Below are 17939 nucleotides of genomic sequence, written 5' to 3'. Positions count from 1 at the left end.
TTGCGTTCATCTAACACATTTAATTTGTCTATTCCCTCGTCACCTCATAGTAAGGGAGCAAGCGCGTATAAGCATCTTCTAGCTCCTCCAATATCGCTTCTACTGACTGATTTTCAATGAGGGAAACATCTGACTTGACTAAGACTTTACGAACTTCCTGATTTCTCAACTTCTCTCGTAAAGTACGACGATTTTCTTCATTAGCCTCCACCTTATGACTTTCCCCATTTGAGTAGACTAGATAATAAATTCCTTCTACCACTGGAAGTTCTAAAACCTTGGCTTGTTTGTCTAAGGTCTGTTCGTCTTTCTTGCGCTCGATGAAACTGACTTCCAAAGAAATCCCAAAGTCAGCAGGTGTTCCATACAAACGAAGAGCCATCATAGGTTCTGTCACTTGTCCGTCTCTCTGTAGATAGGCCCAGAAATGCGGCCGCAAGCGTTGCGCTTGGTTCATCCACTGACTAGTCTGTTGCAGTTGCCATTCTGGATGATTAGCTTGAAAGGTATTGGCAAGTTCTGTAAAAGACTTCCGAGCCTCTTGACCTTTTTGCCGCAAATCCAACATCTTTTCTCTTTCATCGCCAGCTTTATCAGGATTACGGTACTGAACTCCTGCAAATGATAGGTATTCTCTAACTGCTTTCAGCATATCTGAATCTTTCCTTTCCTAGCAAAAAATCAGGATGAACCTGATTTTGCTTTGCTTATTCTGCATCTACGACAACATAGCGATTTGGCTCGTCACCTTCAGAGTAACTCGTCACGCCATCCATGCGTGAAATAATGCGATGGATAATCTTGCGTTCGCTATTTGACATTGGATCAGTTTGTTGGCTACGCCCTTCTTCTAAAACGCGAGTCGCCAATTTTTGAGCGTAGGTTTGCAAGACTTCTGCACGGTGTTCAACGTAATCATTGACATTGATTGTGATGTAGAAGGTTCTTGAATAGCGATTATAAAGGTAATTTTGCGCCAATAGTTGAAGAGCTTTCAAGACTTTTCCGTGATAGCCGATAATACGGCCTGGTTCATTCGTGTCAATTTGAAGATTGATGGTGCGGCGATTGTAGTCACTTGAAATCGTCCCTTCAACATCCATATCATCTACAATGGTTTGAACGTAGTTAGCTACTTCAGTTGCCACTTGTTCGATGTCATAACTTGGTTCTACTTTCAAGCCTAAATCTTCCAAAGATTGGCTTGTTGCTTCCTGCGTTTCAGTTTCTTTTTCTGGAGCAGATTCCACTTCCTCGGCAGTATCCTCTGGTTCCAAATCATTTAAAATTGAAATATGACCTGTTTCTTCCAAAATCGTGCTGGCATGTTTTTCATTTTTCAGGATTTCAGCCTTGACCTCTTCAGAAACACCTTGACCTTCTTCTTCAATCTTCTTAATCGCTTCAACTACATGCCCCAAATCAACAGTTGCTTCACTTACTGTTTTCACGGGTTCATTTTTTTCATTGACTTCTTTTGGAACCCCTTTAATGGCCTGCTGATTGGCTTTGATCACTGTCGTTTCACTAATAGCTTCGATATCAACTTGAGCTGGCTTCTTACCAAACAAGCCTAAGAATCCTTTTTTCTCTTTTGAAACGACCTTGATGTGGGCCTTCATTCTTGGAATGTCTAATTCTTTCAATCCTTTTTGGATTGCTTCTTCAACCGTTGGACCTGTAAATAATACCATTATCAGATTCCTCCTTATTTTTTCTTTTTCTGTGCTTTTTTCAAAGCTCTTCTCTTCTTGCCTTCTAAATCTTTTTCTGCTTGCGCCACTGCTTCTCTTTCAGCAATAATCTTGAAAGGATTGTTCAAGAAATAGGTTTGCAGAACTTGATAAGCATTGGATACAGCCCAGTACAAAGCTACACCACTTGGGGCGGAGATGGCAAAAACAAAGATCAATACGGGCATACCATACATCATCCCTGTCGTAGCTCCACTTTTTTCGGACAAAGCTTTATTCGATAACCAGCTACTCAAGAAGGTAAAGACTGCCGCCAAAATCGGAAGGACAAAACTTGTATCTACTCCTCCCAAATTAATCCATAAAAAGTGACCTGTTTTCAAAAAGTCTACTCGACTCAAGGCTTGAAAGAGTGCCAAGAGGACCGGCATTTGTATTAAAATTGGCCAGAGAGAGGATGAATGCTTGATCCCTAACTCTTTATAAACCTTGCGCATCTCCTGGTCTAGCTTGGTTCTACTTTCCATATCACGACCCGGATATTGCTCTCGCAAAGCCTTAATACGTGGTTGAGCCTCTTGCATTTTTCTAGAGGCAACCATCTGTGTCTGAAAGACCGGCAATAAAATCGTCCGGATTAAGATTGTGAAGAGGATAATCCCCACTCCGATACTAATGTCAAAGGACAAAAAGCGGATAATTTCAGCAAAAAAATAGACGAATTTGCTCCAAAAGTCTGTTGAGTCTGCTGTTATATCGCTAGCTGTACCATTTGTTGCACAGGCTGTCATGATAAACAAGGACAAGCCCAACAAACTAGTCAACTGTAGTTTCTTTTTCACTCCCATTTCCTTCCTGGTAAATCTTTGATAACTTTAATACGTGGAGTAGATTTTTCTCCATCTCTGCATATTCCAAGGTTTCAACCCCTTTTCGGGCAATCACGACAAAATCAACATGCTCTACTAAACTCCCTTTTACACTTTGTAGAATGTGCCGGATTCGTCTCTTGATTTGATTTCTGGTAACTGCATTTCCCAGCTTTTTGCTGACAGACAGTCCTACTCGAAAATGGTTTTGCTGGTTTTCCAATTGGTAGACAACAAATTTTCGATTGGCAAAACTTGTTCCGTCCTTGAAAATCGCCTTAAAATCTTTCTCTCTTTTTACACGAAAGCTTTTCTTCAAAACTCAACTCCATCTATTAAATTACTACTATTATACCATATTTTTTGAAAAAGCCAATAACAGCAAGGTTTTAGACATTTTCTACATAAAAAAAGCTGGAAAATCTCTTTCCCAACTTCTTTTCACAATCTAATTTTACGTGTATTTACTTATTTTTTCAAGCGCTCAACATCGCGTGCAATCACCAATTCTTCATCTGTTGGAATAACCAAGACACGGATTTTCGCTGCGTCAGTTGAGATGTCTCCCGTTACGCCAAAGACGTTCTTTTCTGGATCCACATCACAACCAAACCAAGAGATACCTGAAATGACATCCTCACGAACCAAAGCTGCATTTTCACCAATCCCTGCTGTGAAGATAATCGCATCTGCTCCATTTAGGACTGCAAGGTACTGGCCGATATGTTTTTGGATACGATCAACATACATTTCATAAGCCAAAGTCGCATCATGGTCTCCTGCTTCCATAGCAGCAATCACATCACGCATATCGCTTGACTGACCAGAAACTCCCATAAGGCCTGATTCACGATTGAGAACGCGACTAATATCTTCAGGCGTGTTAAAGTCCTCTGTATATTGCATGAGATAAGGGATGATAGCAGGGTCAATATCTCCTGTACGAGTTCCCATCATCACACCGCCAAGTGGTGTGAATCCCATAGAAGTATCTACAGACTTCCCACCCTTAACAGCTGTGATAGAAGCCCCGTTACCAATATGGCAGGTAATCAATTTCAAGTCTTCTAGAGGACGACCCAAAAGTTTCGCTGCTTCTCCTGCGACAAACTGGTGACTTGTCCCGTGGGCACCATATTTACGAACCTTGTTGTCTGTGTAGTATTTAGTTGGTAGAGGGTAGCGATAAGCCTTCTCTGGCATGGTTGTGTGGAATGAAGTATCAAATACGACAACACTGGTAATATCTGGCAGCAATTCCTTAAATGCGCGAATTCCAGCTGCGTTAGCTGGATTGTGAAGGGGAGCCAAGAGTCCCAATTCCTCAACTTTTTCTAACACATCTCCCTCAACAACTGTTGATTCCTTGAAATATTCACCACCTGCAACGACGCGGTGGCCGACACCTGTAATTTCGTCGTACCCTTTGATAATGTCAAAACGAATCAAGTCATCCAATAAAATTTTAACGGCTTGTGTATGGTCTTCAATATCAAGAATTTGTTGCTCCGAACGACCGTCAAATTTTACTGTTGAAATGGAATCTTTCAATCCAATACGTTCAATCAAGCCTTTAGCCAAAACTTTTTCCTCAGGCATTTGATAAAGTTGCCATTTCAAGCTTGAGCTTCCTGCATTGATTGCAATTGTTTTTGTCATAAGATGATACCTCTTTTTAAGCGTTTTCATCTATTATAACAAAATCTCTTTTATATTTCAGTACCTTTGCTCCAATTTTGAAAATTTTCTTTAAAGGTCAACAAAACTGACGGATCTTGCAAGCTAGTAAGAGGGTAGACAAAGGGTTCTATTTCCTTGTCTCTTTTCTTCTGTAAGACAAAAATACTTTTAGCTTGGCTTGCAGTTGAGAAAATATCCTCTGGCAGAGCGATGATAGCAGCCAGACTCACTTCGTCTTTGAGCCACCCTTTTAATAAATCACTTTGAGGACTGGTCAATAAATCACTCGGAGCTAGAAAAATTGCATAGCCATCTGACTTAAGGTACTTGAGGCCTTGTTCCATTAGCAAATGGTGGGCATAGGTATGCTCTTGACTAGAAGCCACTTGATAGCGAGAAGCGATGGCATCGTCTGGGTAATAGCCTACAGGCAAGTCGCTGATGACCACGTCGCTTTCTTTAAGCATTTGCGGACGAACGGCGTCTCCTTGGACAAAACCAGCTTGCAAACCAATCACATCTGCCATACTGGCTGCCAAATCAATCAGCAAGTCATCCACTTCGATTCCCAAGTAATCTACTTTTTTAGCAAGAGAAGTCAAGAAAGTAGCCCCCAAAATCCCCATACCAGAACCGATTTCGAGGATGCTAATTTCCTCTTGTTCAAACAACTCTTCTACAACAAGTACCAAGAGGAGGGCAATGGCATCCGGCGTAAACTGGTGATTGGCCTGTAAAGGTTCCGTTTGTCCTGCCTTCATCAAGAGAAACTGGTAAGTCTTGAGCCACTCTTCCTTTCGAAGCGCTAAGCGTTTAAGGGCTTGATTGTTCTCCTTGACCTGCTCTAGTTCGGTCTCGCCATCTAGGTAGATACTGTTTTGCTCTACCAAGGCGTCATAAAAGTTGGTCACCAAATCACTTTGGATGACTTGGACATTCTCTAGTAAATACGTATAAGCTTGTTCAATTTTTTCAAAATCCATATTCCTATCTTATCAAATTTCCCTCCTTTTTTCCATCTGAAGAGAAAAAATCACTGCTTTAGTCAGCGAGTGATTTTTGGGCTACTGCTAAAAAGAGTTCTGCGTAATTTCCTAGGAAAAGACCTTCAGCACTATAGAGAATCTGACTGTCAATACTTGAAAAACAAAACTGGGCGAGCTTGGTTTCCAGTTCAGCCAATTCAAAGCCGTGGTGGTTGGTATCTGTCTTGACAAAATCAGCAATGAGGACTTGTCCCTTCTCCCTAAGGTGATGGTAAAACATGGCAAGAGTTGCATCTAGATCAGGCATATGATGAAGAACCCGACTGACAACAATCAGGTCAAATTGCTGTTCCAAGGGATTTGCCAGTAAATCCTGCTCCAAAAACTGGATATTCTTGATGTCTTGTTGCTCTGCTTTCAAACGGGCTTGCTCCAGCATTTTCTCCGAGATGTCTACAAGGGTAACCGACTTGGCCTGCTTGGCTAGGGGCAAGGCTAATAGACCCGTCCCACCACCAAAGTCCAATATTTCCTTGTCTGATAGAAGGGCAATCTGTTTCTCGACCGCTTGACAAACCAAGTTTGCAAGAAAGATATTTTGGGGCGAATCAAAGGTTTCTGCTTTGTGATTAAAATCATGTCTCATGCTTTTAGTTTAGCACAAAGTAGTTGAATTGCCTAGGCATTGGCTTTCTTTTCAGGCTTTTCTTCTGATTTTTTCTTCCCTGCTTGATTGCTTGAATCAGTCGCTACCTCTTCCTTTTTAGCTGTTTTCTTTTCTTGGGTTTTCATCGGAGGAAAGAGAAATTCATAGTTGCCCTTATTCATACGAACACTTGTTGCAAAACCTGTTTTCGTATTGTGATACCTGACTTTTCCTAAGTTGAAGACTCGTTCCCCACTTTCTTGCTCAGCCTTATCTTTACTTCGCTTGGCCATGGCAAAAGCAGCCAACTTTTCTTTGTTTAGGGCAAAGTCTTTGTGATGGGCGACTTGCCGATTCAAATAAAACTGCAACAAAAGGCTAAAAATAGCTGCCATGGTAACTGCATATAAAAGAACGCCTGCCTTAACTTTTTGCTTTTTCCACACGATAGATGAATTCCCTTTCTAAGCCTTTTTGAAATTGGAAACGAAAGCGAACCAATTGATTTTCCTCTGTAATTTGAGCTGATTTAAGTCCATAAACCATAGGTTGGTAGCCCCGTCCGCTGGTATCCGTTTTTCGAAAATCATCCGATTTAGACTTCCCTATAGAGATATCCTTACCATCTTGTTTTAAATAGAGGCGATTGCCTTCTACCTTTTCAAACTGCGAACGCTCTAACTCTGCCTCCAGTTGATCCACAAACAAGAGCCACTCCTTTTGCTCGCTTTGCTGCTGGTAACGAACTTCTGAAATGAGGAGCTGACTCATAGCTTGAAAAAGGAGCAAGCCTCCGCTAATGACGATAAGGGCAATCAGAGATTCTAATAGAGTGAACGCTCTTACCTTACTGCTCTTTAAGGTCGAGCAACTTCTCTGAACCATGGTAGACCTCCAATCCTTTTTCACTAGAAAATACCTGAATCTCCACTCCGTTTATGTTTACCTGATTTTGACCTGTCTGCAGAGCCATCTTAGCCGCACGTAAGACTTCTTCTTTTTGCAAGATTTCTGCCTCTTCCTGCCTATTTTTCTGAATTTGTCCCAAGAGGAGGGTTGCAATACTGGCAAATATGGCTAGCGCTACTACTGCTTCTAGTAAGATCACTGCCTTAATTTTTAGTTTCCTTAATGCGTTTAATTTTTCCATTTCCTAGATATAATTGATAGCGAATCGCTCCTTTACTTGTCTGAAATTCAACCTTAGCCAGGGACGAATTGCCCCCAGCTCGGTCAAATATAATGCTTTGTCCTGATGGTGCCTGAATTCCTTTAGGAACTGTCAAGTTTTGACTGCCATTACTGATCGTCTGTCCATCTAAGTTCAAGCTGGTCTTTTGCTGACTGGCTAGACTGCGTTTTTGTGTTTCCCGATAGAGTTCTTCAAACTCCATAAAGAAAATCTGCTCCTCTACCGCTGCAAAAGTGGACTGGACAGAACCGGACAAGCCCAAGGCAATCATACTTACAAGTCCCAAAACCAAGAGACTTTCCAGCATGGTAAAGGCCTTAATCTGCAACAGTTTGACTTGTTTTTTGTTTTGCATGGTAGTCTTTATAAGCTTTGGCTTGCTCAGCTGTGATACGACCGTCTGCTTGTAATTTGCTAAGGCTAGCATCTTCATTCTTGTCCAGACTATAGAGCTCTGCCTGGCTTTCTACGACCTTGACAACAGCAGCTTTTCCTTTGTCATCGACGGCATCCTTTTGCTTGGTCAAATTGGGCACAAAGAGCAAGAGAAGAACACTGATGATAAGCAAAACCACCAACATTTCTACCAACGTGAAAGCTTTAACCTTGGCTTTTTTTAAATTTGTCATGAGTTTTTTCATTTTAAAAATTTACCTCCATATTTTGATACATGGGCATAAGCATTGCCGCATAAAGTAAAACGATAATCAGGGCCACAAAGATAAAAACCAGTGGCTGTACCAGATTCATGGTACGATTAACTCTGGTAAAAAAGGCTTCCCAAGTTTTTTCAGCATAGATTTCCAACTCACTCCCCAGCTTGGACTTGACTTCCCCATACTCGATGATGAGACTCAACTCCTTTTTAAAGAAAGGATAGGTCGCTATGGTTTGAGAAAATTCGCGGCCATTTTGCAGGGCTTGAGCCAAATCTTGACCGATTTCTTTAAAGAGCTGAGAACCCTGTTCCTGCATGATCTGAAAAATCTGCGTCAGCTCCATCCCCTGTGAAATCATATTGCCCCATTCACGCGCGTAATAAGCCGTCAGATAGGTCTGGACAAAGATTCCTATAAAGGGAACCCGTGCCAACATCGAGAAAACCCGCATCTTGGAACTTCTTTTGTAAAAAGCGAGGGCTAAAAGTAAAGATAGAGAGCAAACCAACACTAGTCCTAGAAAAATTTGTGGCAGATTGCCAATGATTTGAGTGGCGATATTGCTACTGTCCAGTTGAGGCAGCAAATAGTTTCTCAATCCCAGCATGATTAGCAGGAGAAATCCCAGCAAAATCAGGGGATAAGTCGCCACTTCGATTAACTTTTTCTTGACCTTGGCCAGATTGTCCAGATATTCTTCTATCTTTTCCAGACTCAGATGGAGATTCCCGTGAACTTCAGCTAGGGATAATTGGGTCACAATAGCACTTGAAAAACCCAAGCTGTTCATCATTTCTGAGAAAGATTCCCCCTGAGATAAGCCTTGGTGCATCTGGGCCACATAGTCCTTTTCCAGCAGGGCACTTCTTCCCAAGAAAGAAATAATTTCCACCAAATGAAAGCCACTGGAGAAGAGGTTGTTAAACAAAGTGATGATTTTCTTCTGCTTAGCTGTAGCTAATTTTTTCCGTTTCAGCCTGAAGACTTGTGATATGTCCATCTTTAAGAAGCTGATCAATCTGCTCATTCCAGCTAGTTGGCTGGTGTTCTTGATAGTCTTTGTTTGCAAAGTCAACGATTCCTCCTCCCCCGATTAATCTCTGGTAGCAGACTCCTTGCAGGACAACTGCTAGTTCCTCCTCCGTCACACCCAACTCCAGAAGGCGTTCATAAACACCTCGGATACTCTTGGCATGAATGGTTGAAAAAACTGTCGCCCCTGTCAAACTGGCTCTGACAACTGCACGCGCCGTCTCGCTATCCCGAATTTCACCAATAATCAAGAGGTCCGGACGATGCCGGAGAGACAGTTTGATCAGATTTTCATAGGTCAAGCCAATCGCCTCATTCAACTGCAACTGGAGCATGTCGTCCTGCTTGATTTCGACAGGATCTTCGATGGACATAACCTGTTGCCCCATAAACAGAGACTTGGCTAATTCGTGCATCAAGGTCGTCTTGCCACTTCCAACTGGACCCGCAAAAAGGTAGAGGCCCCGTTGCCTGTACTGCTCACCCAGTTCGTTCATATCCTGAAACCAGAAATGCAGGTCCTGCTCTTCGTCGTGCAACAAACGAATAACCAAACTCTCATGTCCCCGATAATCTCCTACGGTAGACAAACGCAGAGAAGACACCTTCTCCCCATGCTGATAGTCGCAAGATCCCAGCTGACTACGTCTCTTCTCCCCTACATTCATACCCGCTACAAACTTAAAATGACTAATCACTGCAGCTAAAACATCAAACTTATAGGAGTCAACTAGACATCGTTCGTCTCCAACCCGCATGTGAAGCTCATAGGACTCTTCTTTGGGGATAAAATAAATATCCTGAGCTCCTTTTTCCTTAGCAGTAGCAATAATTTTCTGTGCAATTTCTTGTACCATACCGCCCTCCTTATCTAACTATTCGCAAAAAATTGAAAAAAATAAAAAGCAACTTTTAAAAGTTACTTTTTATCTCCATTTCATGCGGCAAGAACGGTGCTTTTCTTGACCTGTTTGTTTTTCGTAGCCTGGACGTAGCTTTTCATCGGGAATGACTTGCTCATCCTGTAAAAGTGCCAAAGAATGGTACTGCTGCAAATACTCATCACACTCATCACACCAGCGTTGGTCGGCAGGATCCCAAAAAATAGTCATCAAATCACTCCGACTCTTATAAAGAGGATTCTTCTTTTCCAGCTCAAACCAACATGATTTATAATATTTTAGAGCATCATAATACTTGTCAAAAGATTGACTCATGATGACATCTTCTTCCCAACCTTCTATGAACCACCACGGTTCAAAATCCCCATACATTTCTATAACACGATACATTCTTACTACTTCCTTTGTATCGTATATTATATCTAATTTTTTATTACAAGAAAAGGATTTTGCTTGCCTTTCCCTTTAGGAAGACTTCTTTAAATAGCTTTTCAGCCTATCATAAAAATAGGAGTCCTTTATTGACCCCTATTTTTTATCTTCTTAGGCTTGATAACGTTTCACACCATCTAGGTAGGTTGCTACCAATTCCAAATCTTTATCTAGTACGATAAAGTCAGCGTCATAACCTTCACGGATTTGACCACAGACATCATCGATGTGAACAGATTTTGCTGGGTTGAGGCTGGCCATCATGACTGCTTCATGCGGATTCGCAATGCCCCATTCGACCACATTCTTCAAACCATCTTTGAGTTTGAGGATAGAACCTGCCAAATTACCTGTAGATTTGAGGCGAGCAGTTCCATTAGCAACTACTACTGGGAATTCTCCCAACATGTAGTCTCCATCTTCCAAGCCACCAGCTGTCATACAGTCTGTGATAAGGGCGATATTTTCAGTTCCTTTTTGCTTGAGCAAAATGTCACAGGCCTTTGGATCTACGTGGTGACCGTCACAAATCAATTCTGCGTAAGTATGTGGCAACTCATACATGGCTCCCACCATACCGAGCTCACGGTGAGTCAACCCTCGCATTCCGTTGTAGGCATGTACCCAAACACTCGCTCCAGCATCGACTGCTTTTTTAGCTTCATCAAAAGTCGCATTTGAGTGTCCAAGAGCAACGGTCACTCCTTCACCCGTAATCGTACGAACAAAGTCTTCTACACCTTCGCGTTCTGGCGCAAGGGCGATTTTATTGAGCAGGCCATTGGCTGCTTTTTGCCAAGCACGAAACTCATCCATACGAGGGTCTTTCATATAGGCAGGGTTTTGGGCTCCTTTGTATTTCTCTGTGAAATAAGGCCCTTCAAAATAGATCCCACGAATCTTGGCTCCACTTGCTTCCTGGTAACGAGCACCGATATTTTCTGTTACCGCAAGCAACTGCTCGTAAGAGGAAGTCAACGTCGTTGGCAAGAAGCTGGTAACGCCCGTGCTAAGCAAGCCTTCACTCATGGTATGAAGGGTTCCTTCGATGTTATTATCCATAACATCCACACCACCAAATCCATGAATGTGGGTATCCACAAGTCCTGGTGCAATGCTGTAGCCTGTATAGTCAATGACGTCAGAGCCTTCAGGAATCTCTTCTACATGCTTTCCAAACTTGCCATCCACAAGTTCCAAGTAACCGCCACGACGAACTCCGTGTGGGTAGAAAAACTGATCCGCTTTAATATAATTAGGCATAATGATAACCTCCTTGATAGATTGTTTCTAGAATTTATTATGTCAATTACATTATAAACCTTTCTTTTTCATTTGTAAATGGTATAGACCTATTTTCTAGAGATATTTTAAAAGAGCTGGATTTCTCCAACTCTTTGATTTTATTTTGATTTCACAGGCAGTTCTTGAGCAGCCTTAACAGCAGCTGCAATCGTTTCTGCGTAAAGTTTAGCACCTTCTTCAATCATGTTGCTATCATTCCCAAAGTGAACTTGGTCGGTTCCAGCCCAGATTTCAGGGTGTTCCTTAGCAACCTTATTCCAGTCAGCGATGCTCACGTAAGGATTCTTTTCAGCTAATTCCCGCGCATAAGTCGCATACTGCTCCACTGATGTGTAAGTGTCCTTACTCTTATCTCCCTCATAAGGTGTCACCAGTATCAGATGGTGTCCTTTCGGTAGATTGTTCACGATGCTGTCCAAGTCATTCTTATAGCCTTCAGGATTGTTGACTCCCGTTGCAATAACAACTGTTTTTAGCAGCGCCTTGTTCTGACTGTTATTGAGCATAATATCGTTGGCTTGCTTGGTCGTTCGACTAACCTGGGCATTGATATTTGCTTCAGGAAGTGCCTCTTGTAAGGCTGTATTGGCACGCAAGGCTACCGAATCTCCTATTAGGCTTGTTCCCTCAGAAATTCCTAGACGACTCAGTTCAGCTTGTTCAGCAAGAGTCTTTGTTTGTCCTATATTAGTCTGGGCTTGTTTGAAACCATTGACCATCAAGTCTGTCTCAAAAGCTCCAACTTGAGGAGCCACAGCTATGATAATCAAGGCAATCAGGGTAAGAATGCCAGCACCAGCACCACTAATTGGTTTAATATGAGGCAATCGACTAATCTTCCGTATTAAAGGATTGGATTTACCAGCAATCAACGGCTCAATGATATAGAAGGATAGGATAGCAAAGAAATAAGAAAAGATGATTGTCAGAATAACAGCAGGCAAATTACTCATCAACTGAGAAAAGATAATATAAAAAGGCCAGTGGAAGAGATAAACCGCGTAGCTGGTATCCGCTAAAAATGTAATGATCCGAGGTTCTTGTATCTCAGGCGTTTTCTCATGCAAGACACGCGCAGCAAAAATCATGGTCACTGCCGCTAAACTTGCTAGCAAGAAGCCAAATAAGTACGCAAACAGGTAGGTAAATTTGACAAAGAAAGTCAGAAGCAACAATACCAAAAGCCCCGCAGCAAATACCAGTAGATTTTGACGAAGGTCCCACATCCGGTCAAACTGCTTGACTAAATCGCTCGTCTGACGAACCCCCACAACTGTCGCCAAAATGCTTCCTAAAAAGAAGGGATAGACATGGGTTAAACTTGAAAAGTAGACAGATGAATAGGAACTAGCCATTAGACTACCAATAAACATGGAGAAAAAGCTAATGATAAAAGCTCCTGCAGAAAGGAGAAAGACTATCCCTCTCAATTGACTACTAGATTTTGAACGTTTCGATAAGAACCAAACCGCTAAGCCCCAAAGGATATAGTAGTGAACCTCAACAGCTAGGCTCCAGTTGTGAACAAAGAGATGCGGAATGAACTGGGATTCATAACTACCCCCTGTTAACATTTCGTAGAAGTTGGTCATAAAACCGAGAACTCCAGCTATCTGGCCACCAATTCCAGCAACATAGTCTTGACGAACCAAGAAAGTAAAAGGCATGGTCACCAAAACCATCAGCACCACAGGTGGCACGATGCGGTAAAACCGTCTCTTAAAAAAGCCCAGTAAGTCAATCTGGCGTGCCTTCCCAAATTCTTCTAAAAGGAGGGAGGTGATCAAAAATCCTGAAAAAGTGAAAAAGACATCTACCCCAAAGAAGCCTCCAGGAAAGATCGTTTGAAAGAAGTGGTACAAAAGCACCAAAAGTAAACCTGTAATCCTAATCAAGGAAAACCATTTAATACGCATACGAGTCTATTCTCCATTAAATTAGGAAGCAAAACACCGCCTAATTTCCATTCCATTATACTCCCTATTCTATCAAAAAAATAGGAAAAATCCTAAGAGAAAACTTAGGATTTTGGCATTCTAATTTTACACTTTAGAAATTGCGCCCTGACTTGTTGTAGCCATATTTTTCTACAAAATACTCACGGAATTCCAAGAGATTGTCATCCATGATGGCTTGGCGGACCTGCTTCATCAGGTTGAGTAAGAAGTAGAGATTGTGGTAACTAGTCAAGCGGATACCAAAGGTTTCATCAGCCTTGAGCAGGTGACGAAGATAAGCGCGTGTGTAGTTTTTACATGTATAGCAATCACACTCAGGATCCAGTGGCGTAAAGTCCTCAGCGAATTGGGCATTTTTGACAACCAAACGACCTTGACTGGTCATACAAGTTCCGTTACGAGCGATACGAGTCGGTAAGACACAGTCAAACATATCCACACCACGAATAACCCCATCAATCAAGCTATCTGGCGCTCCAACACCCATCAAATAGCGAGGTTTGTTTTCAGGTAGCAGTTGAGTTGTGAAGTCCAAGACTGCATTCATTTCTTCGTGCGTTTCTCCCACTGCCAAACCACCGATAGAGTAGCCTGGGAAATCCATGCTGACAAGGTCATGAGCTGACTGACGGCGAAGATCTTCAAAGCCTGCTCCCTGTACAATTCCAAACAAACCTTGGTCATGCGGACGACGATGAGCCTTCAAACCACGCTCAGCCCAACGACTAGTACGTTCGATTGATTTCTTAACGTAATCATAGGGTTGGTAAAACTGAGGACATTCGTCAAAGGACATCATGATGTCGGAGCCTAGATTATTCTGAATAGAGATGGCTTTCTCTGGCGATAGGAACATCTTGGAACCATTGAGATGGTTTTTAAAGGTTACTCCTTCTTCGGTGATATTTCGGCTATCAGCTAGGGAATAAACCTGGAAACCACCACTATCCGTCAAGATTGGTTGGTCCCAATTCATGAACTTGTGGAGACCACCTGCGCGTGCGATGAGTTCATCTCCAGGGCGAAGCCAGAGATGATAGGTATTAGAGAGGATAATCCCTGATCCCATCTCCTTCAACTCCTCTGGTGACTGGGTTTTTACAGTAGCTTGGGTCCCAACTGGCATAAACATAGGCGTTGGAAAGGTACCGTGCGGGGTGATGATTTCTCCCAGACGAGCTCCTGTATGTTTTTCTTTCTTAATCAAACGGTATTTGATTGGTGAATCTGACATTTTCTACCTCCGAAGCTGGGAAAGACAGTCCCAGTTCATACTTTGTGCCCAAAGGCATACTGTATGATTTTATCAAAAAAACCAGGAACTGTCACGAACTATGGTATAATGAGAGAATGAAATACCCAAAAATTGATTTAAAAACCATTCGTCTGCAGACGAGGCAGTTTCAGGCTGAAAATCCCCGCCTCTTTCTCGTCTATCTCTTACCTAGCATACTGGTCATCTTATCAGGCTTTCTCAACCCCTTGGCTCGTCTCCAAGAAAATGTTTTAGAGCAATCCTTTTTCAGCATGCTGGCACAAGTGCTCCAAGCCTATCTCTTCCCGCTAGTGGTTTCTTTTGTGAGCACGATTTTTCTAGCAGGTGCTGCCTTTGCGACACTCCGACTCCTCAAGGATCCTGATACAGAACTCTCAGTAAAATCAAGTCTAGCCCTCTTTGCTGCAGAGCGCTTCTCGCAAACCTTCCTAACTCTGCTCCTCAAACGTTTCTACCTCTTTTTATGGAGCATTCCAAACTTAGTAGGCGTTTATTTTCTCTTTTATAGCAATCTCTTAGCTCGGAGATTTGTCGCCCTACATCCTGAATTTCCAAAATTAGACCTCTCATCCCTTGAAACAGAGCAATTCCTTATGACCTTTGGGCTCTACTTTTTCGCGAGCCTCATCTTGATGATTGTAGGGAACATCCTCTACGTTCCGCAACATTATGCCTACTCGCAAGTAGAATTCCTCCTCTGCGACACTCTGGATTTAGGACAGGCTAAACCAATGCAAATACTTAAAACCAGCCGTTTCTTGATGAAAGGTTACAAATTCCAGCGCTTTGTCCTCGACCTACAACTACTCCCTTGGTACTTCCTCAACTGGCTCACTTTTGGAATTGCTAGTTTTTCAATCCTTCCCTATATCCAGAGCAGCCAAATCATTTTCTATCGAACTTTGCTCGCTCTCAAACGCCGAAAAGTATAAACTTTCTACTATTATCTCAAAAAAATCAGCACTTTCTAAAGAAGGTGCTGATTTCAGTTATTTTTAAAATATAATGAAGAAACTCCTGTAACAGGACTAAGTTGCTTATTCACAATAAAGAAATAATCACATGCTGTCCATTTACCCTACCAAGGTCACATTTTCTATATTTCCTTCAATATCTGCCCTGACTTCTACCGCATGCCCAGCAAAAATATCCTCTTTATCTCCATAATAAAGAGTCAAATCCCCCGCTTCGCTGATAGACAGTTCCCCCAGATACAAGGAATTATAAAAATAGTCCTCTGTTAATACTTCGGCATCTCCGTCTGAAGCTAGCCAGTCCTCTGCTGTTTCCCACATCTCTTTTACTATAACGTCTCGGATTTCAGAGTCTCTTCGGTCAATATCCCTGACAAATGTTTTCAAGTAGCCAAATGATTTTGGTGGTAAGCTGGCATCTTCATTTGCATCCAACATCACGCTAACCCTGCTTCCCGCAAGATCCATACTTCCCTCAAACCATGAATAAGCTCTATTTAAAGTGAATTCGCCTATAGAATCTTTGATGACGACTGGTTTAACATATTCTGCAATCAGAGCTTCTAATCTACTATCCGACTGCCCATCTTCAATGTATTCCAGCAGACGATAACAGTTATTCGCTACTGCTGCCATATAAGGTTCTAATTGCCTTTGTGGTCTTTTCTGACATTTGATGTGATGAATCTGATAGGGCTCGAAACTATAGCTATAGAGCAAGCCCTTTTCTTCATATTCCTCTGGACTCACCAACCACTCCAAACGTCCCTCTATTTCCGAGAACTCCTTTGTCCCCACATTCACACTTGCTACAAAATGAACCGAAGGCAACTTCCATCCATTCTTTAAAACAGTCGCACCTCCCACATTTTGTAAAGTGATAATCAAGAGTTCAACGACTTCACCACAAAATTCTTTTTCAAAGTCATCAATGGTTTTCTCAAATGTTTTTTTCAAACTATTCATCATAGTGTTCTCACCTTCTACTAAAATAAAAATACTTGATTTTCAGTCAACTTCAGTTTGATTATAGCATAACTTTGAAAACATTTTGACTTAGAACAACAAAAAGAAGCCTCAACCTTATGAGTTTTCAGCTTCTTTTTCTATTAGTTCATTGAAACGTGAACGTGGTCATAGTGATTTTCGGTTACGCTACCACGGTCTGGCATTGGATTCCACGTATAGGCTGGTCCATATTTACTATCGTATGGAGCGTAGAAACGTTGTTTCCAAATGATATAGTTGATACCACGGCTAGCCATATTTTTGACTGCATATTCTGCAATTTGATCTCCGAGTGCTGAACTCACTGGAACCATAAAGTCGATGGCCAAACCTTTACCATGGTCCCCACTGTCACCAGGACGGTAGCCACTAAAAGATGTAATTCCAAACAAGTTGGCTACTTCTTCTTTAAAGGCCGCCGTTTGTGGTTGAAGACCAGCATTCTCAGACTTAGCTACAGCAAGTCCTGCATAGTCAGGAGCCGCTGGAGCTGAATAAGTTCTTGACGGAGTTTGGCTTTGCTCTGCTTGATAAGTCGAAGTTGCAGTGTCAGAAGTTGCTGTTGATGCTGCTTCTTCTGTTGCACTTGTTCCTGTTGTATCAGCAGGTGTTTCAGTTGCTGGAGCAGCTGCTACTGGTGCTTCTGCTGGAGTTGTTGCTGCCGTTTCTTCAGTAGCTGGAGTCGCTGCTTGAGGAGCTTCTTCTTCAACTGGACTAGTTGTTTCTGCTGCTACAGGTGTTTCTGTAGATGGTGTCTCTTCAGCAACTGTCGCTGTCTCAGAAACTTCTGAATTTGGCGCTACTTCTGTTGGTTTTTCAGTCTCTGTTACAGTTGGAGCATCCTCAATTGGTTGAGAAAGATCTTCTACTTGAACTGTTTGTTCATCAACTGTCACTTGATTCGTCGTCAAATCAGCTGTCGCAGTCGTCACTTCTTCACTAGAATCCGCTTGAGGAGTTTGGATTTCAACTTCCGTCACCTCTTCTTCCTCATTGACAGTTGTAGTGAGGACAGTATCTGGGAAAATCAAGTCCATATTAGTGATTTTGTTCAAATTAGCAAGAACGGTTACATCTACTCCCAAAGCTTCTGCAATCGTGCTCAGGGTATCACCATACTGAACTGTATAGCTGTTTTTGTTCTCGTTTTTCGTCACATCATTTTGGATTTGCTCAACGCTACGTGCTGTCCAAGAGATTTCTTGAGCTTTAGCTCCTAATGCGGGAGCAAGAGACAGGGCTACTGTTGAGGCTAAAATAATTCTTTTCTTCATTCGTTCATATTCCTTTCAAATGAGTACCTGTCTATCATAACACAAAAAAAAC

At 42.1% G+C, this 17939-nt stretch carries 21 protein-coding genes; 1 reads left to right on the top strand and 20 read right to left on the bottom strand.

The window, feature by feature from the left end:
• Positions 1-28: 28 nt before the first annotated feature.
• The 18 genes from V470_00895 to tgt all read right to left on the bottom strand — a co-directional run bounded on the left by V470_00895 (position 29) and on the right by tgt (position 14589).
• Positions 29-652, bottom strand: coding sequence for a ribonuclease P (locus V470_00895; GenBank protein AHZ47010.1), 624 nt, complete (start codon positions 650-652; stop codon positions 29-31).
• 55 nt (positions 653-707) lie between these two features.
• Complete coding sequence (locus tag V470_00890; GenBank protein AHZ47009.1) at positions 708-1694, bottom strand: DNA-binding protein; 987 nt, start codon at positions 1692-1694, stop codon at positions 708-710.
• Between the two features lie 14 nt (positions 1695-1708).
• Positions 1709-2542 (bottom strand): membrane protein, encoded by an 834-nt coding sequence (locus tag V470_00885; protein ID AHZ47008.2) that lies wholly within the window; start codon positions 2540-2542, stop codon positions 1709-1711.
• Positions 2511-2882, bottom strand: a complete 372-nt coding sequence (locus V470_00880) for a ribonuclease P (GenBank protein ID AHZ47007.1) — start codon at positions 2880-2882, stop codon at positions 2511-2513. Before V470_00880 ends, V470_00885 begins: the two co-directional genes overlap by 32 nt.
• Positions 2883-3031: 149 nt before the next feature.
• The gene (locus tag V470_00875; protein ID AHZ47006.1) at positions 3032-4222 is read right to left on the bottom strand and encodes an acetate kinase; all 1191 of its coding nucleotides are present in this window, start codon (positions 4220-4222) and stop codon (positions 3032-3034) included.
• 50 nt (positions 4223-4272) lie between these two features.
• Positions 4273-5226 carry a DNA methyltransferase gene (locus tag V470_00870; GenBank protein AHZ47005.1) on the bottom strand — a complete coding sequence of 318 codons (954 nt, stop codon included), beginning with the start codon at positions 5224-5226 and terminating at the stop codon, positions 4273-4275.
• 58 nt (positions 5227-5284) lie between these two features.
• Positions 5285-5875, bottom strand: a complete 591-nt coding sequence (locus V470_00865; GenBank protein AHZ47004.1) for a methyltransferase — start codon at positions 5873-5875, stop codon at positions 5285-5287.
• Positions 5876-5907: 32 nt separating this feature from the next.
• Positions 5908-6321 (bottom strand): competence ComGF domain protein, encoded by a 414-nt coding sequence (locus V470_00860; protein AHZ47003.1) that lies wholly within the window; start codon positions 6319-6321, stop codon positions 5908-5910.
• Positions 6299-6760 carry a competence protein ComGF gene (locus tag V470_00855; GenBank protein AHZ47002.1) on the bottom strand — a complete coding sequence of 154 codons (462 nt, stop codon included), beginning with the start codon at positions 6758-6760 and terminating at the stop codon, positions 6299-6301. Before V470_00855 ends, V470_00860 begins: the two co-directional genes overlap by 23 nt.
• Complete coding sequence (locus V470_00850; GenBank protein AHZ47001.1) at positions 6723-7025, bottom strand: hypothetical protein; 303 nt, start codon at positions 7023-7025, stop codon at positions 6723-6725. The genes V470_00855 and V470_00850 overlap by 38 nt, the downstream gene beginning before the upstream one ends.
• Complete coding sequence (locus V470_00845; GenBank protein AHZ47000.1) at positions 6988-7422, bottom strand: competence protein CglD; 435 nt, start codon at positions 7420-7422, stop codon at positions 6988-6990. The genes V470_00850 and V470_00845 overlap by 38 nt, the downstream gene beginning before the upstream one ends.
• On the bottom strand, positions 7385-7708 hold the full coding sequence (locus V470_00840) for a competence protein ComGC (GenBank protein AHZ46999.1): 324 nt from the start codon (positions 7706-7708) through the stop codon (positions 7385-7387). Before V470_00840 ends, V470_00845 begins: the two co-directional genes overlap by 38 nt.
• Before the next feature lies 1 nt (position 7709).
• Positions 7710-8726, bottom strand: coding sequence for a competence protein CglB (locus V470_00835; protein ID AHZ46998.2), 1017 nt, complete (start codon positions 8724-8726; stop codon positions 7710-7712).
• Positions 8674-9615 carry a competence protein CglA gene (locus V470_00830; protein ID AHZ46997.1) on the bottom strand — a complete coding sequence of 314 codons (942 nt, stop codon included), beginning with the start codon at positions 9613-9615 and terminating at the stop codon, positions 8674-8676. Before V470_00830 ends, V470_00835 begins: the two co-directional genes overlap by 53 nt.
• A gap of 69 nt (positions 9616-9684) precedes the next feature.
• Entirely contained in the window at positions 9685-10050 is a 366-nt protein-coding gene (locus V470_00825) for a superoxide dismutase (GenBank protein AHZ46996.1), read from the bottom strand.
• 153 nt (positions 10051-10203) lie between these two features.
• A complete protein-coding gene (locus V470_00820) occupies positions 10204-11355 on the bottom strand; it encodes an N-acetylglucosamine-6-phosphate deacetylase (GenBank protein ID AHZ46995.1) in 1152 nt (383 codons plus the stop codon).
• 140 nt (positions 11356-11495) lie between these two features.
• Complete coding sequence (locus V470_00815) at positions 11496-13313, bottom strand: acyltransferase (GenBank protein ID AHZ46994.1); 1818 nt, start codon at positions 13311-13313, stop codon at positions 11496-11498.
• 133 nt (positions 13314-13446) lie between these two features.
• Positions 13447-14589 (bottom strand): queuine tRNA-ribosyltransferase, encoded by a 1143-nt coding sequence (gene tgt / locus V470_00810; GenBank protein ID AHZ46993.1) that lies wholly within the window; start codon positions 14587-14589, stop codon positions 13447-13449.
• A 116-nt stretch (positions 14590-14705) separates the two neighbouring features.
• Here tgt and V470_00805 point away from each other — a divergent pair, with 116 nt between their 5' ends.
• A complete protein-coding gene (locus V470_00805; GenBank protein ID AHZ46992.1) occupies positions 14706-15563 on the top strand; it encodes a beta-carotene 15,15'-monooxygenase in 858 nt (285 codons plus the stop codon).
• Between the two features lie 141 nt (positions 15564-15704).
• On the opposite strand, the gene V470_00800 is transcribed toward V470_00805, so the two are convergent.
• Together V470_00800 and V470_00795 are read right to left on the bottom strand one after the other, a co-directional pair.
• Positions 15705-16574, bottom strand: coding sequence for a hypothetical protein (locus V470_00800; protein ID AHZ46991.1), 870 nt, complete (start codon positions 16572-16574; stop codon positions 15705-15707).
• Positions 16575-16714: 140 nt separating this feature from the next.
• The gene (locus tag V470_00795) at positions 16715-17887 is read right to left on the bottom strand and encodes a peptidoglycan-binding protein LysM (GenBank protein AHZ46990.1); all 1173 of its coding nucleotides are present in this window, start codon (positions 17885-17887) and stop codon (positions 16715-16717) included.
• Between the last annotated feature and the right edge of the window lie 52 nt (positions 17888-17939).

It is taken from the genome of Streptococcus sp. VT 162 (genome assembly GCA_000688775.2).
GTDB lineage: Bacteria > Bacillota > Bacilli > Lactobacillales > Streptococcaceae > Streptococcus.
The sequence above is the reverse complement of the archived record's forward strand: the minus strand, read 5'-3'. Positions and strand labels throughout refer to the sequence as shown.